This is a genomic window from Bdellovibrio sp. CKG001 (genome assembly GCF_055397465.1).
The window spans coordinates 2,035,346-2,055,464 of sequence record NZ_AP029173.1 but is presented as its reverse complement, the minus strand read 5'-3'; the positions used below and the strand labels follow the sequence as shown (position 1 = coordinate 2,055,464).

General features: G+C 49.4%; 17 protein-coding genes. 10 read left to right on the top strand and 7 right to left on the bottom strand.

What is annotated here, in order from left to right:
* Positions 1-59 precede the first annotated feature (59 nt).
* The 8 genes from queA (at position 60) to ACZ50P_RS09890 (ending at position 8,446) form a co-directional block, all read left to right on the top strand.
* Positions 60-1,100, top strand: a complete 1,041-nt coding sequence (gene queA, locus ACZ50P_RS09925; RefSeq protein ID WP_464130878.1) for a tRNA preQ1(34) S-adenosylmethionine ribosyltransferase-isomerase QueA — start codon at positions 60-62, stop codon at positions 1,098-1,100.
* A gap of 17 nt (positions 1,101-1,117) precedes the next feature.
* Complete coding sequence (tgt, locus tag ACZ50P_RS09920) at positions 1,118-2,290, top strand: tRNA guanosine(34) transglycosylase Tgt (protein ID WP_464117044.1); 1,173 nt, start codon at positions 1,118-1,120, stop codon at positions 2,288-2,290.
* Between the two features lie 168 nt (positions 2,291-2,458).
* Positions 2,459-2,803, top strand: a complete 345-nt coding sequence (gene yajC, locus ACZ50P_RS09915; protein WP_464117043.1) for a preprotein translocase subunit YajC — start codon at positions 2,459-2,461, stop codon at positions 2,801-2,803.
* Positions 2,803-4,497 (top strand): protein translocase subunit SecD, encoded by a 1,695-nt coding sequence (gene secD, locus ACZ50P_RS09910; RefSeq protein ID WP_464117042.1) that lies wholly within the window; start codon positions 2,803-2,805, stop codon positions 4,495-4,497. The genes yajC and secD overlap by 1 nt, the downstream gene beginning before the upstream one ends.
* A gap of 9 nt (positions 4,498-4,506) precedes the next feature.
* On the top strand, positions 4,507-5,445 hold the full coding sequence (gene secF / locus ACZ50P_RS09905; protein ID WP_464117041.1) for a protein translocase subunit SecF: 939 nt from the start codon (positions 4,507-4,509) through the stop codon (positions 5,443-5,445).
* A 9-nt stretch (positions 5,446-5,454) separates the two neighbouring features.
* Complete coding sequence (gene recJ, locus ACZ50P_RS09900) at positions 5,455-7,182, top strand: single-stranded-DNA-specific exonuclease RecJ (protein WP_464130876.1); 1,728 nt, start codon at positions 5,455-5,457, stop codon at positions 7,180-7,182.
* Positions 7,179-7,877 carry a 7-cyano-7-deazaguanine synthase QueC gene (queC, locus tag ACZ50P_RS09895; protein ID WP_464130874.1) on the top strand — a complete coding sequence of 233 codons (699 nt, stop codon included), beginning with the start codon at positions 7,179-7,181 and terminating at the stop codon, positions 7,875-7,877. The genes recJ and queC overlap by 4 nt, the downstream gene beginning before the upstream one ends.
* Entirely contained in the window at positions 7,877-8,446 is a 570-nt protein-coding gene (locus ACZ50P_RS09890; RefSeq protein ID WP_464130873.1) for a DUF366 family protein, read from the top strand. Before queC ends, ACZ50P_RS09890 begins: the two co-directional genes overlap by 1 nt.
* Before the next feature lie 145 nt (positions 8,447-8,591).
* Here ACZ50P_RS09890 and ACZ50P_RS09885 read toward each other — a convergent pair whose 3' ends face one another.
* The 4 genes from ACZ50P_RS09885 to ACZ50P_RS09870 are packed head-to-tail and all read right to left on the bottom strand — an operon-like array spanning position 8,592 to position 13,778.
* Entirely contained in the window at positions 8,592-9,011 is a 420-nt protein-coding gene (locus ACZ50P_RS09885) for a hypothetical protein (RefSeq protein WP_464130872.1), read from the bottom strand.
* 10 nt (positions 9,012-9,021) lie between these two features.
* Positions 9,022-10,248, bottom strand: coding sequence for a TolC family protein (locus ACZ50P_RS09880; RefSeq protein WP_464130870.1), 1,227 nt, complete (start codon positions 10,246-10,248; stop codon positions 9,022-9,024).
* A gap of 9 nt (positions 10,249-10,257) precedes the next feature.
* Positions 10,258-10,656, bottom strand: a complete 399-nt coding sequence (locus ACZ50P_RS09875; RefSeq protein WP_464130869.1) for a hypothetical protein — start codon at positions 10,654-10,656, stop codon at positions 10,258-10,260.
* A complete protein-coding gene (locus tag ACZ50P_RS09870; protein ID WP_464117034.1) occupies positions 10,653-13,778 on the bottom strand; it encodes an efflux RND transporter permease subunit in 3,126 nt (1,041 codons plus the stop codon). Before ACZ50P_RS09870 ends, ACZ50P_RS09875 begins: the two co-directional genes overlap by 4 nt.
* Before the next feature lie 135 nt (positions 13,779-13,913).
* Between ACZ50P_RS09870 and ACZ50P_RS09865 the strand changes: the two genes are divergently transcribed.
* The gene (locus tag ACZ50P_RS09865; RefSeq protein ID WP_464130868.1) at positions 13,914-14,195 is read left to right on the top strand and encodes a metal-sensitive transcriptional regulator; all 282 of its coding nucleotides are present in this window, start codon (positions 13,914-13,916) and stop codon (positions 14,193-14,195) included.
* A gap of 9 nt (positions 14,196-14,204) precedes the next feature.
* Positions 14,205-16,385: a heavy metal translocating P-type ATPase gene (locus ACZ50P_RS09860; protein ID WP_464130866.1), complete on the top strand. Its 2,181-nt coding sequence runs from the start codon at positions 14,205-14,207 to the stop codon at positions 16,383-16,385.
* Here ACZ50P_RS09860 and ACZ50P_RS09855 read toward each other — a convergent pair.
* Genes ACZ50P_RS09855 through ACZ50P_RS09845 form a run of 3 tightly spaced genes read right to left on the bottom strand, consistent with a single transcriptional unit; the run spans position 16,382 to position 19,968 of the window.
* Positions 16,382-17,971 (bottom strand): hypothetical protein, encoded by a 1,590-nt coding sequence (locus ACZ50P_RS09855; RefSeq protein ID WP_464130865.1) that lies wholly within the window; start codon positions 17,969-17,971, stop codon positions 16,382-16,384. The genes ACZ50P_RS09860 and ACZ50P_RS09855 overlap by 4 nt on opposite strands.
* A 45-nt stretch (positions 17,972-18,016) precedes the next feature.
* Positions 18,017-18,364, bottom strand: coding sequence for a DMT family protein (locus ACZ50P_RS09850; protein WP_464130864.1), 348 nt, complete (start codon positions 18,362-18,364; stop codon positions 18,017-18,019).
* Positions 18,361-19,968, bottom strand: a complete 1,608-nt coding sequence (locus ACZ50P_RS09845) for a Na/Pi cotransporter family protein (RefSeq protein WP_464117030.1) — start codon at positions 19,966-19,968, stop codon at positions 18,361-18,363. The genes ACZ50P_RS09850 and ACZ50P_RS09845 overlap by 4 nt, the downstream gene beginning before the upstream one ends.
* Positions 19,969-20,119 lie beyond the last annotated feature (151 nt).

Genomic DNA, 20,119 nt, shown 5'->3' with positions numbered 1-20,119 from the left:
GGGAAAAGCACCAGAAAAAAGCTGCCGTGGTGCAACAGACTATGGTATCACGGCCACCTATGAAATTAACGGATTTGGACTTCACTTTTCCAGAGGAGCTCATCGCCACAGTTCCGCAGCGGCCTTCCCGTGTGATGTGGGTGGCGGCCGGTGCTGCTGAGCCCGAAGAAATCACTATTCAGGATCTTTTGGTGCGCATCCCGGCGGGCGATGTGTTGGTGGTGAACAACACGCGCGTGCTGAAACGCCGCGTGTTTTCCGGCGATGTTGAAATTCTTTTTCTGAAGCAGTTGAACGCGACCGACTGGGAAGTTTTGTTCCCGTCCAAGAAGTTCAAGGTCGGGGCAAGTCTGGAGCTGCCTTTGGGCGTGCAGATGACTTTGCTGGAAAAAGGGCGCCCGCAAAAAGTCGCTTTAAGTCAGGAAGTCAGCGAAGACTACTTCCAGAAAGTGGCGGAGTTGCCGCTGCCTCCGTACATTCAAAAAGCCCGGGAGCAGCGTCATACCGTGGATGCGGATGAGTCCTGGTATCAGACGGCCTGGAATAAAACTCCTGGCAGTTTTGCGGCTCCCACAGCCAGTTTGCATTTTACCCAGAACGATATTCAGGCCCTGGTGGAGCGAGGTGTGCAGGTGGTGGAAGTCACGTTGCACGTGGGGCTGGGGACCTTCCTGCCAGTCACGGCCGAAGATCTGAATGATCATGATATGCACGAAGAATATGTCGAGGTTTCTGCCGCCACCTGGGATGTTGTGCAAAAGGCAAAGGCGCAGGGTCGTCATGTATGGTCTTTGGGCACCACCACAACACGGTCATTGGAAAGCGCTGCCTTGGGGTTGCTGGGGCCGGCATCCGCGGAAGGCTATAAAGGTTTTACCAAGCTTTTGATCCAGCCTGGGTATGAGTTTAAGGTGGTGGACGGTCTTTTGACGAACTTCCATCAACCGCAGTCCACGTTGGTGGCGCTAGTGGCGGGATTTGCCTCTTTGGACCGAGTAAAAGCTTGCTATCAATGGGCCATTGAGCGAAAGTTCCGGCTCTTTTCCTATGGCGATTTGACGGTATGGACTTCTCCGTCGATCGATAAAGTTTGGAAATAATGATGAAGGATGAAGTTATGTTGGACGGAAGTAAGACAAGCGTGGGTGCAAACAGCACTTCGACAGATGCAACAATGAGTCTTGGTGAATTCAAGGTTCACGCCACCGATGGGAATGCCCGTCGTGCGACGTTGATGACGGCGCACGGCCCGGTGCAAACGCCGGTGTTTATGGCTGTGGGGACTAAAGCCACGGTCAAGGCGATGACGCCGGAAGAGCTGAAAGAATGCGGCACTCAGGTTGTTTTGGGGAACACCTATCACTTGCACTTGCGTCCTGGTGAAAAGACCATCGCGCGCATGGGGGGCCTGCATAAGTTCATGAACTGGCATGGTCCGATCCTGACAGACTCTGGTGGCTTCCAGGTGTTTTCTTTGTCCCAGCTTCGCAATATGACCGAAGAAGGTGTGGAATTCCGTTCGCATTTGGATGGGGCGAAGCACTTTATTTCCCCGGAAAAGAGCATGGAGATCCAAATGGATCTGGGCTCTGACATCATCATGGCCTTTGATGAATGTTTGAAGTATCCGGCGACCGATGAAGAGATTGAAAAATCCATGGCTTTGACTTACCGCTGGTTGTTGCGCTCCAAAGCGGCAATGACTCGCAAAGAAAGTTTGCTGTTCGGGATTGTGCAGGGGGGATTAAGCCTGAAGCATCGCCTGAAGAGCATGGAGCAGATCTGCTCTGTGGATTTGCCGGGGTATGCGCTGGGCGGATTCAGCGTTGGGGAGCCGATGCACCTGATGCATGCGTTGTTGCCTGAAGTGGCACCGAAGATGCCGGCCAATAAGCCGCGTTATTTGATGGGTGTGGGGACGCCGACGGATCTGATCATTGCGATTGATTCAGGTATTGATATGTTCGACTGCGTCATGCCTACAAGAGTGGCACGTAACGGGACTATCTACACTTGGAATGGCAAGGTCAGCATCAAGCGCAGCGAGTACAAAGAAGATCCATCACCGCTGGATCCGGAATGCGATTGTTACACTTGTAAGAACTATACCAAGTCTTACCTGCGTCACATGTTTATGAGTGGAGAAATCCTAGGGTCTCGCCTGAACACCATTCACAATATTCATTTCTATATGAAGGTGATGGAAAAGGCGCGCGAAGCCATCGCGGAAGGACGCTGGGCAGAGTATAGAGACTTCTGCTTAACACGCTTCGCCAAGAAAGATTCCTAAGCGGCGGCAGCCGGCAGTGCTTCCGCGCGTGCGGCGCGGAAGCTGGAGCAGGGCCCTCCGCCTCGCATTCGAACCTTTTTGAGCGAGTTACTACTAAAGTATTGATTCTTCCCAAGAATAATGCTGAATTTTAACGTCAGCTTGAAATGAAAGTTTATGGAGGAATCAATGTTATACGGACTTCTAGTATCCACAGCTCATGCCCAAACAGCAGCTTCTGGCGGCGGTCAGCCCTCAGCATTTGAAATGTTTGTGCCGTTCATCTTTATCTTTGTTATCTTCTATTTTCTTATCATTCGCCCTCAATCCAAGCGCCAGAAAGAACACCAAAAGTTCTTGAATGAAATCAAAAGAGGCGACGAGGTTGTTACTTCCTCTGGTATTTTGGGGCGTGTGGAAGGCATCAACGATCAGTTTGTGACTTTGGAAATTGCAGACGGCGTGAAAGTTAAAATGCTTCGCAGCCAAATCGCGACATCTCAGAAAGCAGCAACTCAAGAGGAAAAGAAATAATGGAAGGTCTTCGCTGGAGAACGTTTGTAGCAGTGCTGGGCGTAGCCGCATCTATCGTGTGGGTACTACCGAACTTGGTCAATCTGGACAAGGTGTCCTGGTGGCCATCTAAGCAAAAATTGAATTACGGTCTGGATATCCAGGGTGGTTTGCACCTTGTTATGGGTGTCGATGTTGACGGTGTGGTGAAAGAATCCACAACTCGTTTGATCGCTTCCATGAAGTCTGAGTTGACCAAAGATACGGTGCCTTTCACAGATATTAAGTCTGAAAAGCCTGAAACAGGATCTGTCGAGATCGTGGTTGCCAATGCGGCTGACAAAGCCAAAGTTGAAAAATTCCTGGCTGATAAGTATTCCACTGTTCTTCAAGTGGTTGGTACGACAGACACAGGTGTGACTGCTCGTTACTTCGACAGCTATCTGAATGACTATAAAAATCGCGTGATTCAGCAGTCTATCGAAACAATCCGTAACCGTATTGATGAGTTCGGTGTGGCAGAGCCTTCTATTTCTCAACAAGGTGCCAATCGTATCCTGATTCAGCTTCCGGGTATGGCGGATGCGGAAAAAGCCAAACAGTTGATCAATACAACTGCGAAACTTGATTTCATGATCGTTTCCACGGAGTTGAGCTCGCAACAGCTTCAGGTGATGGTTGCTGAAGCTGAAAAAGCAGGCAACTTCAATATGGAAAACACCAAGTATTCTGATTATGTGACTCGTATCAACGAAGCGTTGAAGGGCAAACTTCCTGAAAAAACGGTTGTGTACTTCGAAAAGGCTCCGAATGCGACCACGATCGATGCGGGTGCAATTCCTTATCTGCTAAGAACAGACACAGATCTGGGCGGCGGAGCCTTGGATGACGCGTTTGTGGGGTATGATCAGTATGGTTCTCCGCAGGTATCTTTGCAGTTCAATACTGCGGGTGCTGCGAAGTTTGCGGATCTGACCGGTAACAACGTTGGTAAGCAAATGGCGATTGTTCTGGATAAAATCGTAAAATCCGCACCAAGCATCCGTGATCGTATCGCGGGTGGTTCTGCGGTGATCACTTTAGGTGGTGGCCGTGACCGCAACGGAATGATGGACGAGGCAAAAATGATCTCTACATCTCTTCGTGCCGGTGCTTTGCCAGCTTCTTTGGAGCAGCTTGAAGAGCGTCGTGTGGGTCCTACTTTGGGTGCCGATGCGATTGATAAAGCGAAGTTGGGTTCCTACGTGGGTGCCGCGATCATCATTTTGTTCATGATGATTTACTACAAGTCCATGGGTGTTGTGGCTTCTGTGGCTTTGGGATTGAATATCTTGGGTATCTTCGCCTTGTTGACAACATTTGGTGCGACTCTGACATTGCCGGGTATTGCGGGTATCGCTTTGACCGTCGGCTTTGCGGTTGACGCCAACGTGCTGATCAATGAACGGATCCGCGAGGAATTGCGACTGGGTCACAGTATCAAGGTGGCGGTTCAGGAAGGTTATCACCGTGCGATGTCAGCGATCATCGATGCCAACGTGACGACAGCGGCAACAGCCGTGGTTCTTTTGTACTTCGGTACAGGTCCAGTGCGTGGTTTCGCTGTGACATTGTTGATCGGTATCGTCACGTCCATGTTCGCGAACGTGTTCGTGTCCAAAGTGATCGTGGATACTATGGTGAATAAATTCAACTTCAAGAAGTTGTCGGTTTAGTAGGTGAGTATGGCTAACAATAAAACAGAATCTTTTGGCCGTTTTGATTTCGTAGGTAAGGCTTGGTTCTTCGGTGGGGTCTCTTTGATCCTGGTGATCGCTTCTTTGATTTATCTGGCGGTTCACGGGATCAGCTATGGTATTGACTTTAAGGGTGGTACCGAGATCCAGGTTAAGTTTGACCAGGGTGTGACAATTGATCAGGTTCGTGACTCTGTTGCGGGCTTGGATTTGGGTGAAGTGGGCGTTCAGTCCTTCGGTGAAGGCAATGAGTTCATCATCCGCTTCCAGGGTCGTGAAGGTAAGACGGATAAGGAAACCAATGAAATTCTGAATGCGGATCTTGCGAAAGTTCGCACCATTATTTCTGAAAAGTTTGTAGCTTCCAACCCGGATGTGCGCCGTATCGACACCGTGGGACCTCAAGTGGGTGCCGAGTTGAAGCGTAATGGTTTGCTAGCGGTTTTCTATTGCTTGCTGGTGATCTTGATCTACGTGGCTCTTCGCTTCGATTACAAGTTCGCTCCGGGTGCGGTTCTGTGCTTGTTCCACGATGCGGTGATCACTTTGGCGGTCTTCGTTCTTGTGGGTAAAGAAGTTAACGTGTCTATTTTGGCTGCGATCATGACGCTGATTGGTTTCTCTCTGAATGACACCATCGTCGTGTTTGACCGTATTCGTGAGATCGATACAAGAAGCCACGATAAAGGTTTCAAGTTCGTGATCAACAAGTCCATCAACGAAATGTTGGTGCGTACTTTGATTACGTCCGGAACCACCTTTATTTCCGCTTTGTGTTTGTACATCTTTGCGGATGGAACGGTTGAAGATATCGCCTTCGCTATCTGCGTGGGTATCTTCTTCGGTACTTACTCCTCTATCTATGTGGCAGCTCCTTTCGTTCTTTTGATGGATAAATTCCAGTTCAAAAAAGCCAAAGCTGCATAAGGGATTTTGATGAACCCTTTGTGGACGCTGCGAGAATCTGAGATTCAACCCAAGGTCCCCTCGAAAGTCGAGGGGCAGTGGCCCGAACTCATTGGAAAGGTTCTTGCGGCGCGAGGGTTCGCGTCCTCTTCAGAAGTTGAAAAACTTCTTTTCCCCAAGCTCGCTGATTTGAAAGATCCTCTTGTCTTAAAGGGGATGTCTCAAGCTCTTGAGCGTCTGGGTAGTGCCTATCTGAATAAAGAAAAAATCTGCATCTATGCTGACTTTGATCTGGACGGAACGTCGGGATTGGCGCTGCTTAAGACGGGTATGCTCGCGTTGGGTTTTCCGGACGTTTTGCACTATCAACCCAAGCGTCTGGCGGAAGGTTACGGCTTCCATGCTCATGCGGTGGAGGAACTGCACAAGCAGGGGGTGAGTTTAATCATCACCGTGGATGTGGGAATCACCGCGCATGCGGCGATTGATAAAGCCAATGAGCTGGGCGTGGATGTCATCCTGACAGACCATCATTTGCCAGCAGAGACCATTCCCAATGCCTTCGTTGTTGTGAATCCCAATCAGGGCGACTGTCCTTCGGGATTGGGTTATCTGTGCGGGGCTGGGGTGGCGTTCTATCTGGTGCGAGGCCTTAAACGTTACTTCCATGATCATCCGCAACTGCCTAAAAACAATTGGGATTTAAAAGAGGTTCTGGATTACTTTACCATTGGGACTTTGACCGACATGGTGCCGCTTGTGGATGACAATCGTGTGTTGGTGAAACACGGCTTGGTAAAGCTGGCTGAAACCAAAAGGGCCGGACTTCGAGCACTTCTTGAAGAATTAGATCTGATCAATCGCCCCCTAACCAGTCAGGATGTGGCGATTCGTTTTGCGCCGAAACTGAATGCTCTTTCTCGTATGGAATCCGGCATTCTTCCGATTGATATATTCTTGTTGGAAGATCCAAGCCAAGCCCGCGATATGGTTCGACAAGTCATGAAGAATAACTCCACGCGGGTGCAGCTTCAGGGGGATGCCGAGGCAGAAGCTCAAGAAATGCTTAAAGACTGGCCTCACCAGGATTTCGTCTTTGTGGCTTCGAAAAACTTCCATCGTGGGGTTTTGGGATTGATCGCGACCAAGCTGACTCAAGTGTATAATAAACCAGCCTTTGTCGGATCCGTGGGTGATGACGGTATGATCGTGGGTAGCGCCAGACTTCCGCAGGGACAGGAAGCCTGCCTGGTTGAAGCGATGTCTTCGGCTCAAGAGTTGCTCAGTCGTTTCGGTGGGCATTCGGCAGCGGCCGGATTTGAAGTGGCCGAGTCCCGGGTGGCTGGTTTTATTGGCAGGCTTGCGGATCATTTCGCAGACTTGCGTGAAAAGCCGAAGCCCTTGGAAATCTTCTATGACGTCGAGGCGGGGTTAAGCGAAGTCAGCGAAAGTCTGATGAAGTGGTATGACTTCGTGGGACCGTTTGGGGCGGGGTTTTCGATTCCATTGATTCATTTTTCTAATATTCAGGTTTTGTCCAAACGTGAACTTAAGGGCGGGCATCTTCGTTTGAAGATTGCCGACGCGGATGGGGGAGCTTCGGCGGAGGCTTTGTTGTTCACCCCGACCCCTAGACAATTGACTTCTTTGACTGTGGTTCCGGGCTTTTACCATGTTTTGGGCGAGCTTCAGTGGAACTATTTTGCGGGACAAAAAACAGTACAGATTCTTATTCGTGATTTAAAGGCAGCGACATGAAAAAAACAAAAAAGGTCGTGGTGCTTTTGTCGGCGGGCCTGGACTCGACGGTGAATGCCTACGAGGCGATGAAGCATCATCATGAAATCGTTTTGGCTTTGACCTTTAACTATGGCCAGCGAGCGGCCCAGAAGGAAATCGAGCACTCTGCGAAAATTGCCCGGCATCTGGGGGTTCCTCACAAAGTGGTCGAGCTTCCCTGGTTTAAGGATTTCAATAAGTCCTCGTTGCTGGTGGAAAGTCAGGAAGTTCCAACCGGAGCTGCGGTTGAAATTGATAATTTACAAAAATCAGAGGAAACAGCAAAGTCCGTGTGGGTGCCTAACCGCAATGGAATTTTTTTGAACATTGCCGCCGCTTACGCTGAGGCGCTGGGGGCGGACGCGGTGATTCCGGGATTCAACGCTGAAGAGGCTGCGACTTTTCCGGATAATTCCCGCGAGTTCTTAGAGCAGGCAACGAAGGCTTTGCATTATTCCACCTCCAATCATGTGACGGTGGGATGTTATACGGCTCACCTGACAAAGCCTGCGATTGTCCGTTTGGGGCAGGGGTTGAAAATCCCATGGGAGCTGATCTGGCCGTGTTATTTCTCTGGCGAAAAGTGGTGTGGCCAGTGTGAGTCCTGCCTGCGTTCCAAGCGTGCGTTTGCTTCTGCCAATATTGATGTGAAACATCTTTTTAAGGAGCCCTAGTGGAAACCCATTTCATTGAAAAGAAATTTGCCTACGATGGTTCTCAACTTCGTTCCTTGTTTGCGTATCTGGATCATGGGGTGTTGGGACCTTCGATTGTGTCCTGGGTGGGGCCGTGCTCGATTCCGTTCAGCCATATGGTGGATGGGGAAGATCTTTTGGCTAATGCCGTGATTCAGGGTGAAGAAATGCTTCATTTTATCATCGAGGTCTTTGATCGGGATTTGTTCTCGGGCGTTTCGTTGCAGCGGTTGTTTGCAGCGATTGCGAAAGACTATGTGCAGGCTCATGGCAAAGGTCTTTTGACAGGGAAGGAGCTGCATCGTTCGGGTGATGATATTTATCTGGACGAGAAAAAACTGAGCATCAGTATCGCCACCAAGTCCCCGGTATCGGTGATGGTGCACTTTGCGATGAACGTCACCAATAAAGGCACACCGGTGGAAACCCTGTGTTTCGAGGATCTGCAACTAGACCCACGCAGAGTGGCCGAAGACCTGATGACTCATTTCAAAAAGGAATTTATCTCCATCGTCACCGCCACCCAGAAAGTCCGCCCCGTCCCTTAAAAGGTGCCTGGTTGTTTTTTCTGGCTACGTCGCATCAGGTGGCGTTCTGGTTATAAAAAAAGCCCACAGTGCTTGTGCATGTGGGCTTTTTTAGTTTTTATTGGCTACTGCTGCGCTGTAGCCAGAAAAAACAACCAGGCACCTTTTAGTGGTGGTGGTGGCCTTCGGATTTTTTGCTGGTTTCTTTAAATGGTTTTAACGGAAGCTTGTAAACGGCTTCGTTACCGATGGCTTTTTCTCTTGTGGCCTGAACAATCAAGGTTGTTTTGACTGGGACTTTGCCGTCAGGGATGCAGTGGAAGTGGTTGCCGTCCATTACGCTGCATGTGTATTTCACTTCCGCTTTATTGTTTTTTGCGGTGACTTTGACTTCTGAATTTTGAGTTGTCGGATTTTCAAAGTTCATATCCAAAAGATAGATATGCGCGCTTTGGTCTTTACCCACGATCAATTCTGTGTGGAATGCCCCCGGCATTTGAATGTGGCCACCGTGAGGACCCGGCTTGTCTTCGCCGTGTGCCCAGGACAGAGATGGAAGAAGGATCAGTGTTGTTAGTAGTTTCATTTTAGATCTCCTATTTTGTAAGTTCATCAAATTTCAATTTTAAAACGGCCAGTTCTTTTTGCACTTCGATCAGTCGGGTCTTGTTGTCGAAAAGACTGTTGGTGGCATTGGCAAGATCCGAAGAGTTTTTAACCCCACGGCGATACTCGGACAATGTCAGATCATAGTATTTCTGGGTCAGAGCCTGACGTCTTTCCAGAAGTTGCTGCAACTGTAGAAGCTCGGAAGCCTTGTGACTAAGGCTTTGCACCTGCGTTTGCAGTTGTTGTGAAATATTGGATTTGATGAGCGCTTCGGATTCTTCCAGCGAGGTTGCGGATTTGGTTTTGTTCCAGGATTCAAAGCCCGAGAAGAATGTCCAGGTCATCAACAGGGACAGACGGGATTCGTTACCCTGCAATGGATCCTCGTATTGTGGAATGATCCGTCCGTACTGGGCATTCAGATCCACTGTTGGTAGGAATTCCGCCATGCTCTGGCGTCGACGCAGGCGTGCATTTTCTTCCTGCAGGTTCTGTTTCATAATACTTGGATTGCGCGAAAGATCCGTCACGCTGAAGTCAGCTTTGCTCAGGCGTGGAAAGGTGTCTTTGGCGGACACAGTCACCGGGGTTTCACTGTTAAGAAATGTCTTGAGTTCATCCAAGGCAATCTGCAAATCCGTCTTGTGCGCTTCGATTTCTGCTGAAAGAGTGCTTTCTTCCAGATCCAGTTCTATGGCGTCCACGTTCGAGGTCAGACCGGCATTGATCTTTTTTGCCGCCATCGCTCTTTGGTTTTTCAGGAACTGCAACTTCTCTGTATCAAAGGAAATAAACTGACTGTTCAGCAGGGCCTTGTAATAGACCTCACCCAGTTCGCGCTGCAGGCGGCGGGAGGTGATCTCATGATCCAGTTCTGCCATGCTGTATTCGCGGTCAGCGATGCTGCGATTTTGCCAGTCCTGGCCTCCGCGGAAGATATTCCAGGTTCCGTTCAGATAGCCTACATATCCGTCATCACTGTCATGCAGGGTCTTTTCTTTCGCATAACCGGCCGAGGCTGAAAGTTCGGGTAGGAGGGCACCCCAGGTGCTTTGCGCCTGAGCTTTTTGGGCCTGCATTTTGGCTTGGCTTGCGCGCAACTCGTGGTTGTTTTCCGTCAGTTGTTTTTGCAACTGGGAAAGTCCCGACGAGGCTTCAGCCATCGCCGAGAAAGAAATCAATAGACTTGCAAAAGCCCAGGACCGGAAAGACATGGGATCTCCTTATTTTTCAACCAGGAACTTGAAGGTGTCTGTTTTGCCTTCGTATTCAGCTTTGATCTCTAGGTTCACACGGTGAGAACCCTGGAAGTCCACTTCCGTGTTGAAAGCTTTTTCCACCTGGGTCAGTTTCAACGGTTGGGATTTGCCTTTCGGGGATTTCGCCGTGCCGCTGATTTTTAATTTGGTCATATCAATGGTTTCCCCTTCGTGAGCGCGCGGGAACAACTGTACTTTGTTTTCGATCGCCAGCATTTCCATATTCATCAGTTTTCCGGCTTTGGGGATGCCACCATGCATGGCCTTCAAGCTGCCAGGTACCTGGTCATGACCTTCGTGGGCCAAAGAGGCAGATGCAAAGAGAGACAAAACCAAGGCGGCTGCCAAAGATGTCAGTTTCATAAAAGGACTCCTTCTTTATTGCTTTCTTCAATGGATTTTAAAGCGGACTTCTTACCAAAATGATAGAAGATCGCCGGGGTGACGTACATGTCAAGCAGTGTGCTGCTAAGCAGACCGCCCACAATCACAATGGCGACAGGATGCAGGATCTCGCGGCCCGGAGCATCGGGTGACATCGCCAAAGGCAGAAGTCCCAGAATTGCCGTCAGGGCTGTCATCAGAACTGGAACCAAGCGCTCTAAGGATCCGCGGATCACCATGGCTTTGGTAAAGGATTCGCCCTCATGTTTCATCAGGTGCAGGTAATGAGACAACATCATGATGCCGTTTCGGGATGCAATACCACACAATGTGATAAAGGCGACAAGACTGGCAATGCTTAATGTTCCGCCGGTCAGATAGATGGCAAAGATCCCCCCGATAAAGGCCATGGGAATATTCAGCATGATCTGTATCGAAATGAAGGTGGACTTGAAGTGCGCAAGCAGTATCAAGAAGATGGTGATGACAGACAAGGCTCCTAACAGAATCATCAGTTGTGAAGCCTGTTGCTGGCTTTCAAACTGTCCTCCGTAAACCACATAATACCCTGGCGGAAGTTTTACTTTTTCCTCAATGTTCTTTTTGATGTCGGTCATAATGGCATCCAAAGATCTGTCAGCGGAGTTCGCCTGAACCACAATTCGTCTTTGGGCGTTTTCTCTTTGAATGATATTAGGTCCGGTGGATTCATAGACGTCGGCCACCTTTTCCACGGTGATACGGCTGCCGTCAGGCATAATCTTGACCGGTGTCTTTTTTATCAGTTCCAAATCCGTGCGGGATTTGTCATCAAAGCGCATAAAGACGTCGACGGTTTTCTGTCCCTCAAGAATTTGTCCCACGACTTCACCCTGCAGGGCTTTTTCTAAAAGTTGGGCCAGATCTCCAACTGTGATGCCATAGCGGGAAGCTTCTTCACGCAGCAAGTGGATTTTCACCTGTGGAATCAGGACCTGCTGCTCGACTTGAAGGTCCACCAGGCCGGGAACGTCTTTGATGGCCTGATAGACTTCAGCGCCCTTAGCTCTTAAAGTTGGCAGTTCTGGGCCGAAAACCTTGATGGCTATCTGTGCGCGAACCCCTGAAAGCAAGTGATCCAGGCGGTGGGAGATAGGCTGTCCGATATTGATGCCCACATCTGGAAGCACTTCCAGATTTTTGCGGATTTCCTCAAGAACCACGCCGCGTGGGCGGCCTTCTTCCTTGAAGTCCACTTCGACTTCGGACGTATTCACGCCTTCGGCATGTTCATCCAGCTCAGCGCGTCCGGTACGGCGGGATACGGTCGTGACTTCCGGTGTCTGTAAAACGATGAGTTCTGCCTGGGAACCGATCTTGTTGGATTCTTCAAGTGAGATGCCCGGCTTGGCGACGATGGTGATCGTTGCAGAGCCTTCGTTGAAGTGGGGCAGGAAGTCTCTTCCAAGGATTGCGGACAGAGTAATAGCTGCCACCAGCAGCAGTGAAGAAAAGATTAGAATCGGTTTGGGGCGATCCAAGGTTTTTTCCAAAAGACGCGCCTGATGTTTTTTCAAGAATCGAACAATCGGGCCGTCCTTGTGTTCAAGCAGTTCACCTTTAGAAAGGAAGTAAGAGCAAAGAGCCGGTGTGACGGTCAAAGAAACAACCATCGAAGCCAGCAAAGACACGATATAGGAGATCCCCAGTGGAACAAACAGACGGCCTTCAATGCCACTCATGCTAAACAGCGGAACAAAGACCAGCACCACGATCAAAGTGGCGATGACGATAGAGTTCCGAACCTCTGAAGAGGCTTCATAGATGACAACCAGCGGATTTCGCGGGTTGGGCAGGGTTTTGTTTTCGCGCAACCGGCGATAGACGTTTTCAACATCGACAATGGCATCGTCCACCAACTCACCAATAGCAATCGCCAAGCCGCCCAAAGTCATGGTGTTGACCGAAAGGCCAAACATCTTAAAGACAATCGCAGTCAGGACAAACGAAAGGGGAATGGCTGTCATCGTGATGGCGGTGGTTCGGAAGTTCATCAGGAACAAAAACAGAACCACCAGCACCAGCAAGACCCCGTCGCGCAGAGCCATTTTCACATTGTCGATGGCATGCTCGATGAACAGGGATTGTTTGAACAAATTAGGCTGAAGCTCTACGCCCGCTGGAAGAGAGGATTGAAACTGCTTCAGAGCTTCGTCAATCTTTTCGGTCAAGTCCAGAGTGCTGGCGCCGGGTTGCTTTTGAATACTTAAGATGACACCGGGTTTGCCATTGACGCTACCATCACCGCGTTTGGTCTGAGGACCTTCGACAACTTCCGCAATGTCCTTCACCAGAACCGGACGCCCCAGGTGCATGCCGACCACCGAGTTCATGATTTCTTCTTTTTCTTTTACTCCGCCGATATTACGGATCAGGAACTCTTGACCCTCCAGATCAATGAAACCTCCGGTGGAGTTTACACTGACATCGGACAGATTGTGTTCGATCTCATCCATGGTCAGTTGCAGCTTTTGGATCTTTTCGGCAGAGATCAGAATCTGGAACTGGCGAACGCCGCCACCGATGGAGATGACTTGAGAAACACCCGGGATGCTCATCAGGCGAGGACGCAGTGTCCAGTCTGCCAGAGTTCTTAATTCCATTCCCGAGACCTTATTGTCCGGCGAACTTAAACCTACAAATTGAATCTCACCCATGATGGAAGATATCGGCCCTAAGACAGGCGAGATATTCTTGGGCAGCTTTTCTTTGGCAAGAGCGATTTTTTCCTGAACCATCTGGCGGTTGCGATAGATATCCGTGTCCCACGCGAACTCGACATAGATGACGCTTAAGCCCACACCGGAAGACGAGCGCACTCTTTCAACTCCCGGCAGGCCATTGAGAGCGGTCTCCAAGGGGAAGGTTACCAGGGTTTCCACCTCTTCTGGCGCCATGCCATGGGCTTCGGTCATGATGTTGACTGTGGGGCGATTTAAATCGGGGAACACATCCACGGGCAAGTGGACCAGGGCCCAGCCGCCATAAGCAATAGCCAGGGCCGCCAAAGCAACCACAATGAGACGATGAGTTAGGGAATACTTAATAATTCTATCCAGCATAAATCCTCTTGCTACGCCGTACTAGGGGGCGATCTGAGGGTTTGTGACAAAATGAGGAAAAATATTTTTTATCAACACCCTCTTGAAATACATACCCTAGGGGGGTATACACTGGAACCGAATTCGAGGTGTGTCATGAAAAAAGATTCCCCCCAGCATCCCGATCACAGCGAGCATTTAAAGCGTTTAAACCGCGTTCGTGGTCAGTTGGATGGGGTTCAGAAGATGATCGAAGAGCGTCGCTATTGTCCCGACATCGTCTTTCAGATCCGGGCCGCCGCCAAAGCCCTGCAGGCCGTGGAAAACGAGATCATGAAAACCCATGTGCATGGCTGCGTTAAAACGGCGATCAAGTCCCGAGATGAAAAAGAAGTGGCAAAAAAGATCGACGAGATCATGAAACTCGTCAGTAAGTAGTAGGTTGTTATGGAAAAAGTAGCTGTGCAGGATACCACCGAGTTGCAACTTATTGGCATGTCCTGTGTCAACTGTGCCGGTAAAATTGAAAAAAGTCTGAATGCTCTTCCCGGGGTCAGGGCCTCTGTGAATTTTGCCACGGAGAAAGCCCATGTGGACTTCGGTGACAGCCCTTTAAAAGTCGAAAATCTGATTAAGACCATTCAGGATCTTGGCTACCAGGCGTTTGAGGTCAACTCAGAGGTGGATACGCAAAAAGCCAAAGAAGAGGCGATCGCTGAATACCGCAAGGAACTTCGTTTATTTGTGATCTCAGCGATTCTCACCTTGCCATTCCTTATTGAGATGGTGGCGATGTTTACCGGCGCCGGACATGAGATGATGCCTCGCTGGCTGCAGTGGATTTTGGCGACCCCGGTTCAATTCTGGGTCGGATGGCGTTTTTATCGTGGGTCCTACTTTGCTTTGCGATCAGGAAGTGCCAACATGGACGTGTTGGTGGCTTTAGGTACGACGATGGCTTACGGCCTGAGTGCCGTGATCACCTTGCTGAACTGGCATCATCATCACGTTTACTTTGAAGCCAGCACCGCCGTTATTACCTTGATTCTGCTTGGAAAACTGATGGAAAGTCGCGCCAAGGGTAAGACGTCCGAAGCCGTGGAAGGCCTGCTGCGTTTGCAGCCGAAACAGGCCCTTGTGGAGCGCCATGGGGAGATTGTCCAGATTGATATTACCGATCTGGTTGCGGGTGACATTGTGGTTGTAAAAAACGGCGAATCCATCCCGGTGGACGGCCTGGTGATCGAAGGGGTGTCCACGGTGGATGAATCCATGCTGACGGGTGAAAGTCTGCCGGTGCAAAAGGGTGTGGATGATCGTGTTTATGCAGCGACGCTGAATCAGGATGGCAGCTTGCGTATCAAGGCCACTGGTGTGGGCGCAAAAACCCAGTTGGCTCAGATCATTAAAATTGTCACGACGGCTCAAGGGTCCAAGGCTCCGATTCAGCGTTTGGCAGATAAGATTTCCAGTGTGTTTGTTCCGGTGGTTGTTGGGATTAGTGTGCTGACGTTTGTGGGCACTTGGCTTTGGACGGGGGATCTGACCGCCGCCTTTATTTCCTCTGTCTCTGTTTTGGTTATCGCTTGTCCTTGTGCTTTGGGGTTGGCAACGCCGACGGCTGTGGTTGTGGGGATTGGCAAGGGCGCGCAAGCTGGTGTCTTGTTCCGTGATGCCAAAGCTCTGGAGCTGGCGGAAAAAATTGATGTTCTGGTTTTGGATAAAACCGGCACAATCACGGAAGGAAAGCCTGTTGTGACCGAGGTTCACGTGACAGCAGGTCAGGATAAAAATGAAGTTCTGCGTTGGGCTGCCAGTTTGGAAATGGGTTCTTCGCATCCCTTGGCTCATGCCGTTGTTGAAGAAGCCAAGAAAAAAGGATTGGAGCTTCAAACCGTTCAGAGATTTAACAACGTCGTCGGTCAGGGCGTTGAAGGACGCATTGAAAATCGCAACCTGAAGCTCGGGAAAACCAGCTGGGTGGCCGCACCGTATTCTTTGGATCAGAAGCTGTTGAGCGAGCTTGAAGGCAAGGGGCAAACCCTGATGGCTTTGGCCGATGATGAGCGGGTCTTGGGTTATATCGCGGTGGCGGATCGTATACGTGAAAGTTCCAAAGAGGCCATTGCTGAAATTCAAAAGCGCGGTGTGAAAGTGATGATGCTGACGGGGGATAATGAGGGCACGGCTCGCGAGATTTCCCGCCAGGCCGGAATCACTGACTTTAAGCACAGCGTGAAGCCGGCAGATAAAGCCAATGTGATTGTGACCTTGAAACGCCAGAAAAAGCGAGTGGCGATGGTTGGCGACGGGATTAACGATGCTCCGGCTTTGGCGATGGCGGATGTCAGTTTCTCCATGTCATCAGGGACGGATATCGCCATTGAAACGGCCGATGTAACACTGATGAAGAATGATCTGATGTCAGTGGCCCATGCGATTGAGCTGTCTCATTTGACGCTGAAAAAGATTCGTCAGAATTTGTTCTTTGCCTTTATCTACAACGTGTTGGGAATTCCTCTGGCATCTTTGGGAATGCTCAATCCGGTCATCGCGGGGGCGGCAATGGCCATGAGTTCCGTGTCCGTGGTCAGCAATTCTTTGCTGCTAAAGCGCAAGAAGATCTAAGAGGATTTGTTTTTGATATAGGCTTCGCGCAACCAAAGACGGATGTGTTTTAGATAGTAATCTTTCATGCCGAAGAAGACGAAGTGGTTGAGGTAATGATCGCCACCCCCTTTGTCTTTTTCGGTGTAGTTCACAGTGCCTATAATTTCAGGCGTTTCAAGTTCCTCCGGGCGCCACAAAATAAATTCCCGGAAGGCTCCGATGCTCATCTCACGGTAATACTTCAAAATAAGACCGGCTTCCGAGATCTGGGTGATTTCAACCGGATTGGCCACTTTTAAAGGATTGTTATCCTTTTGCTGGGCGATTGTCACCTCAGCTTTATTGGCCAGGTCCGTGTGGGTTTTTAAAAGTTTTTTGGTGATATAGGTTTTGTCCAGTGGAGTAAAGAAGACTTCCTTGGCCCACGAAGAAAGACCTTTGACTTCGTCAACCTGCAAACGTTTTTTACTGACAAGGTACAATTCAGGGGCGGTCTTCATTTCCATCCCATGGGCTTTGCAGCGGTCCTTAAGGTATTGCTGCAGTTGTTCCCATTTTTTCTGCTTATCAATTTCAAACAATTCGTAGTTGGCAAAAAGGATGTCGAATTCAACAGGCAGTGTCTGACGATTTGGCGTTTCTTTGTCGGCTAGATCTGAAAGCAACTGTCCATAGTTGGAATAAGTGTAAACTTCCGAGTTGGCGAAGCGTTCGCTAAGAAAAGTTTTCTGATCCAGGGACAGCGGGACATCTTCGTCCATGATCAGGATGCGCTTCTTCACGCCGGATGCCTGCAGAAGTGAATCCGCAGTATGGGATTTGTTCTGCAGGATATTACGACGAATCTGGCTAATCTGCTGATTGTCGGCACCGAAGAAAAGAAACTCACAAAGATACTGGTCCGGACTGACCTCTTTGCAGGAACTGCAGAAGGCCAAGAGTGATTTTTTGCTGTCTGTGGTGAAAGAATCACTATAGTACTTCGTCAAAGCGCCAATGCGGATGGCGTGATTGTTTAAAGTGGTGAAGCCAATTTCGGAAATACTGTTGAGCGTGACTTCCTTAAGCATCTCGATTGTGGAGTTGATCTGCATTGAAGCCACAGCAGTCGAAGTGACCGGGTGGTGTCCGGTGAGTGCATATTCCAGGTGTTGTCTTAGGATAAGCTTGTCGAACGGTTTAAAGATGAGGTTGTTGATGATGCGCTCTTCAGCCAGGCTGATGTCAAAGTCAGGACTGTCAAACGCCGTCAGAATCAACGCTGTCGGCTCTTGTTCAGAGCACATTTTTTTACGCAGGAAGAAGTCACGCGCCCGCTTGATCAAGCCGATATTTTGAACGCCCATGAATTCGTTTTTCGCAATCACCAGACGTAATTGGTGCGAATTCGAGGATTCAATAGCCGGACCTGTGTCGTCTTTGTAGGGGCGCCCCCCGGCAGCCAATGCCAGGGCTCCTTCTGAGACAGCCACTTTCAACCACTCATGGAATTCTGAAAGACTGTGAAAAAAGCGAATAGCAAGCTTGGGATCTATGTTTTTTAGGGTCTCAAATAGATCTTTTTGAGTGCGTTCATCATCTTCTAGGACATAAATGAACTTCATATTGATATTATATCCTGAAATGAGCCAAATAGGGGAAGCAGTTTTTTAAGGTGTCCGAAATATAAAATAAACGGCCCCGATCAAACAAAGCCCTGCCCATAGGTAGTCCAGCTTCAGGGACTGTTTCATATAGAGAACCGAGAACCCCGCAAACACCACCATGGTGATGACTTCCTGGATGATCTTCAGTTGCGGCAGAGAGTAGTAATTCGATCCCAGGCGGTTGGCGGGAACCTGAAAGACATACTCGAAAAAGGCCACGCCCCAGCTGATCAGAATGACAAGCCACAAAGCCGAAGCTTTTAAAGTCTTCAGATGCCCATACCATGCAAAAGTCATAAAGATGTTGGAAATGATCAAAAGGCCAATCGGGGTGTAGGCATTGTTCATCATGCTTGGGACCTCTGGTTGTAGGCGTGGTTGCATAGCAAGCTGGCAATACGGCGATATTCACTGAGCAAATCCAGGTGAATAGAGCTGGTGTTGATGGACGTGTTCAGTCCTCTGTTCAGACGACTGATGTGATTTTCGCGCAGGGAAATTTCGGTCTTGGCCAGGTCGCGCTTCAACTGAATAGCGGCTTCAGCCAGATCCTTGTTCTGGTAGGCATTGATAGCCATGGCGGCGACTTTAACCACTTGTTCATGCATCTGGCGGATTTCAGCCCAGCCTTCGTCAGAGAACTCCAGTTTCAGGGCATTTTTCTTAATCGCCAAAGCCAGGATGTTGATGTCGATGGCATCCGCGGCTCGCTCCAGATCGCTTAAGAACATGATCATGTTCATGACATTTTGATGAACCACGGTCGTGGATTTGTTGGCGTGATCCAGCAGGAACATCTTGGTTTCACGATAAAGGAAATCCACCTTATTATCGCGATCTTTGATGGAGTCAAAGTCCTTGGGATCGTTTGTTTCAAACAGGCGTATGGAGTCCTTGATCATGCCCAGAACAATGTCCGCCGTTCGCATGATCTCACGATTGGCATAGGAAATGGCCAGAGCCGAACTTTGGTAGTTATTCATGTTCACGAACTCAGTGCCAAACTCTTCGCTGGCGGCTTTCGGGAACATCTTTTCAATCATCTCCGCCCCTTTATTGATGAATGGGAAGAAGATGATCGAGGATAATACGTTAAAGATCAAATGTGCGTTGGCGATGGAGCGTGCGACCGTGGTGTCAAAGGTCAGCATGAAGTCGATAAAGATCTGGGTGAACGGGTAGAAGATCACCACGCTGATGGTTTTATAGAAGAAATGTGCCCAGGCCACCTGGCGGCCGATGTAGTTTCCTCCCGCAGCGGCGATCAAGGCAACAGAAGTGGTCCCGATGTTGGCGCCATACACCCATAGCATGGCATCATAGAATGTGATGGCTTTCACCATCGCCAAACTCATCGCCAGACCAATGGTCACCGCACTGCTTTGAACAAAGGCGCAGAACACCACGGAAATCAAAAGCGAATAGCCAGGATTGTCGCGCACGCTTTGGAAAATTTCAGTCATCATCGGGTTTTCAGCAAAGTGATGAGATGAAATCGAGATCAGCTTCATTCCAAAGAACAAAAGTCCAAAGCCCATAAAGACCAAAGAAAGATTCTTGAAGATGGTCTTCTTGGCTTTAAAGTAAAAGGCAAAGGCGATAGCAAACACCGGCAGCGCGTACTGAGTCAGATCCAAAGAGATCAGCTGTACCGTCAAGGTAGTTCCCACCGCAGTCCCGATGATGACCCCCATCACCTGACGAAGGTTTACGACGCGGGCTGAACCCAATCCCACCAGCATGGTCGTCACCGCACCTGAACTTTGCATCAAAGTGGTAAGCACAACCCCGGTCAGGATGGCCAAAAACTTACTTTGCGAGAGGTGATTTAAAAGGCCGGTGATTTTCCCGGCCATGATCTTTTCTAAAGAGGAGGAGGCCAGACTCATTCCGTAAAGGAACAGGGCAACCCCGCTGATAAGAAGTATAAAGTATGAATTGCCCGAATCGATCATGCTGCGTATTTCCGTAAGTCGTGTGAGCTGTGGGGCCCCAAAAGCTCTTACTGTAACAACACTGTCAGGAATTAGGAAGCCCCAATACTGTGCGTGAACCTTCTTAGGTTAAAACAATTCTTTAAAAAACTCAAAATACAGCTATATACTT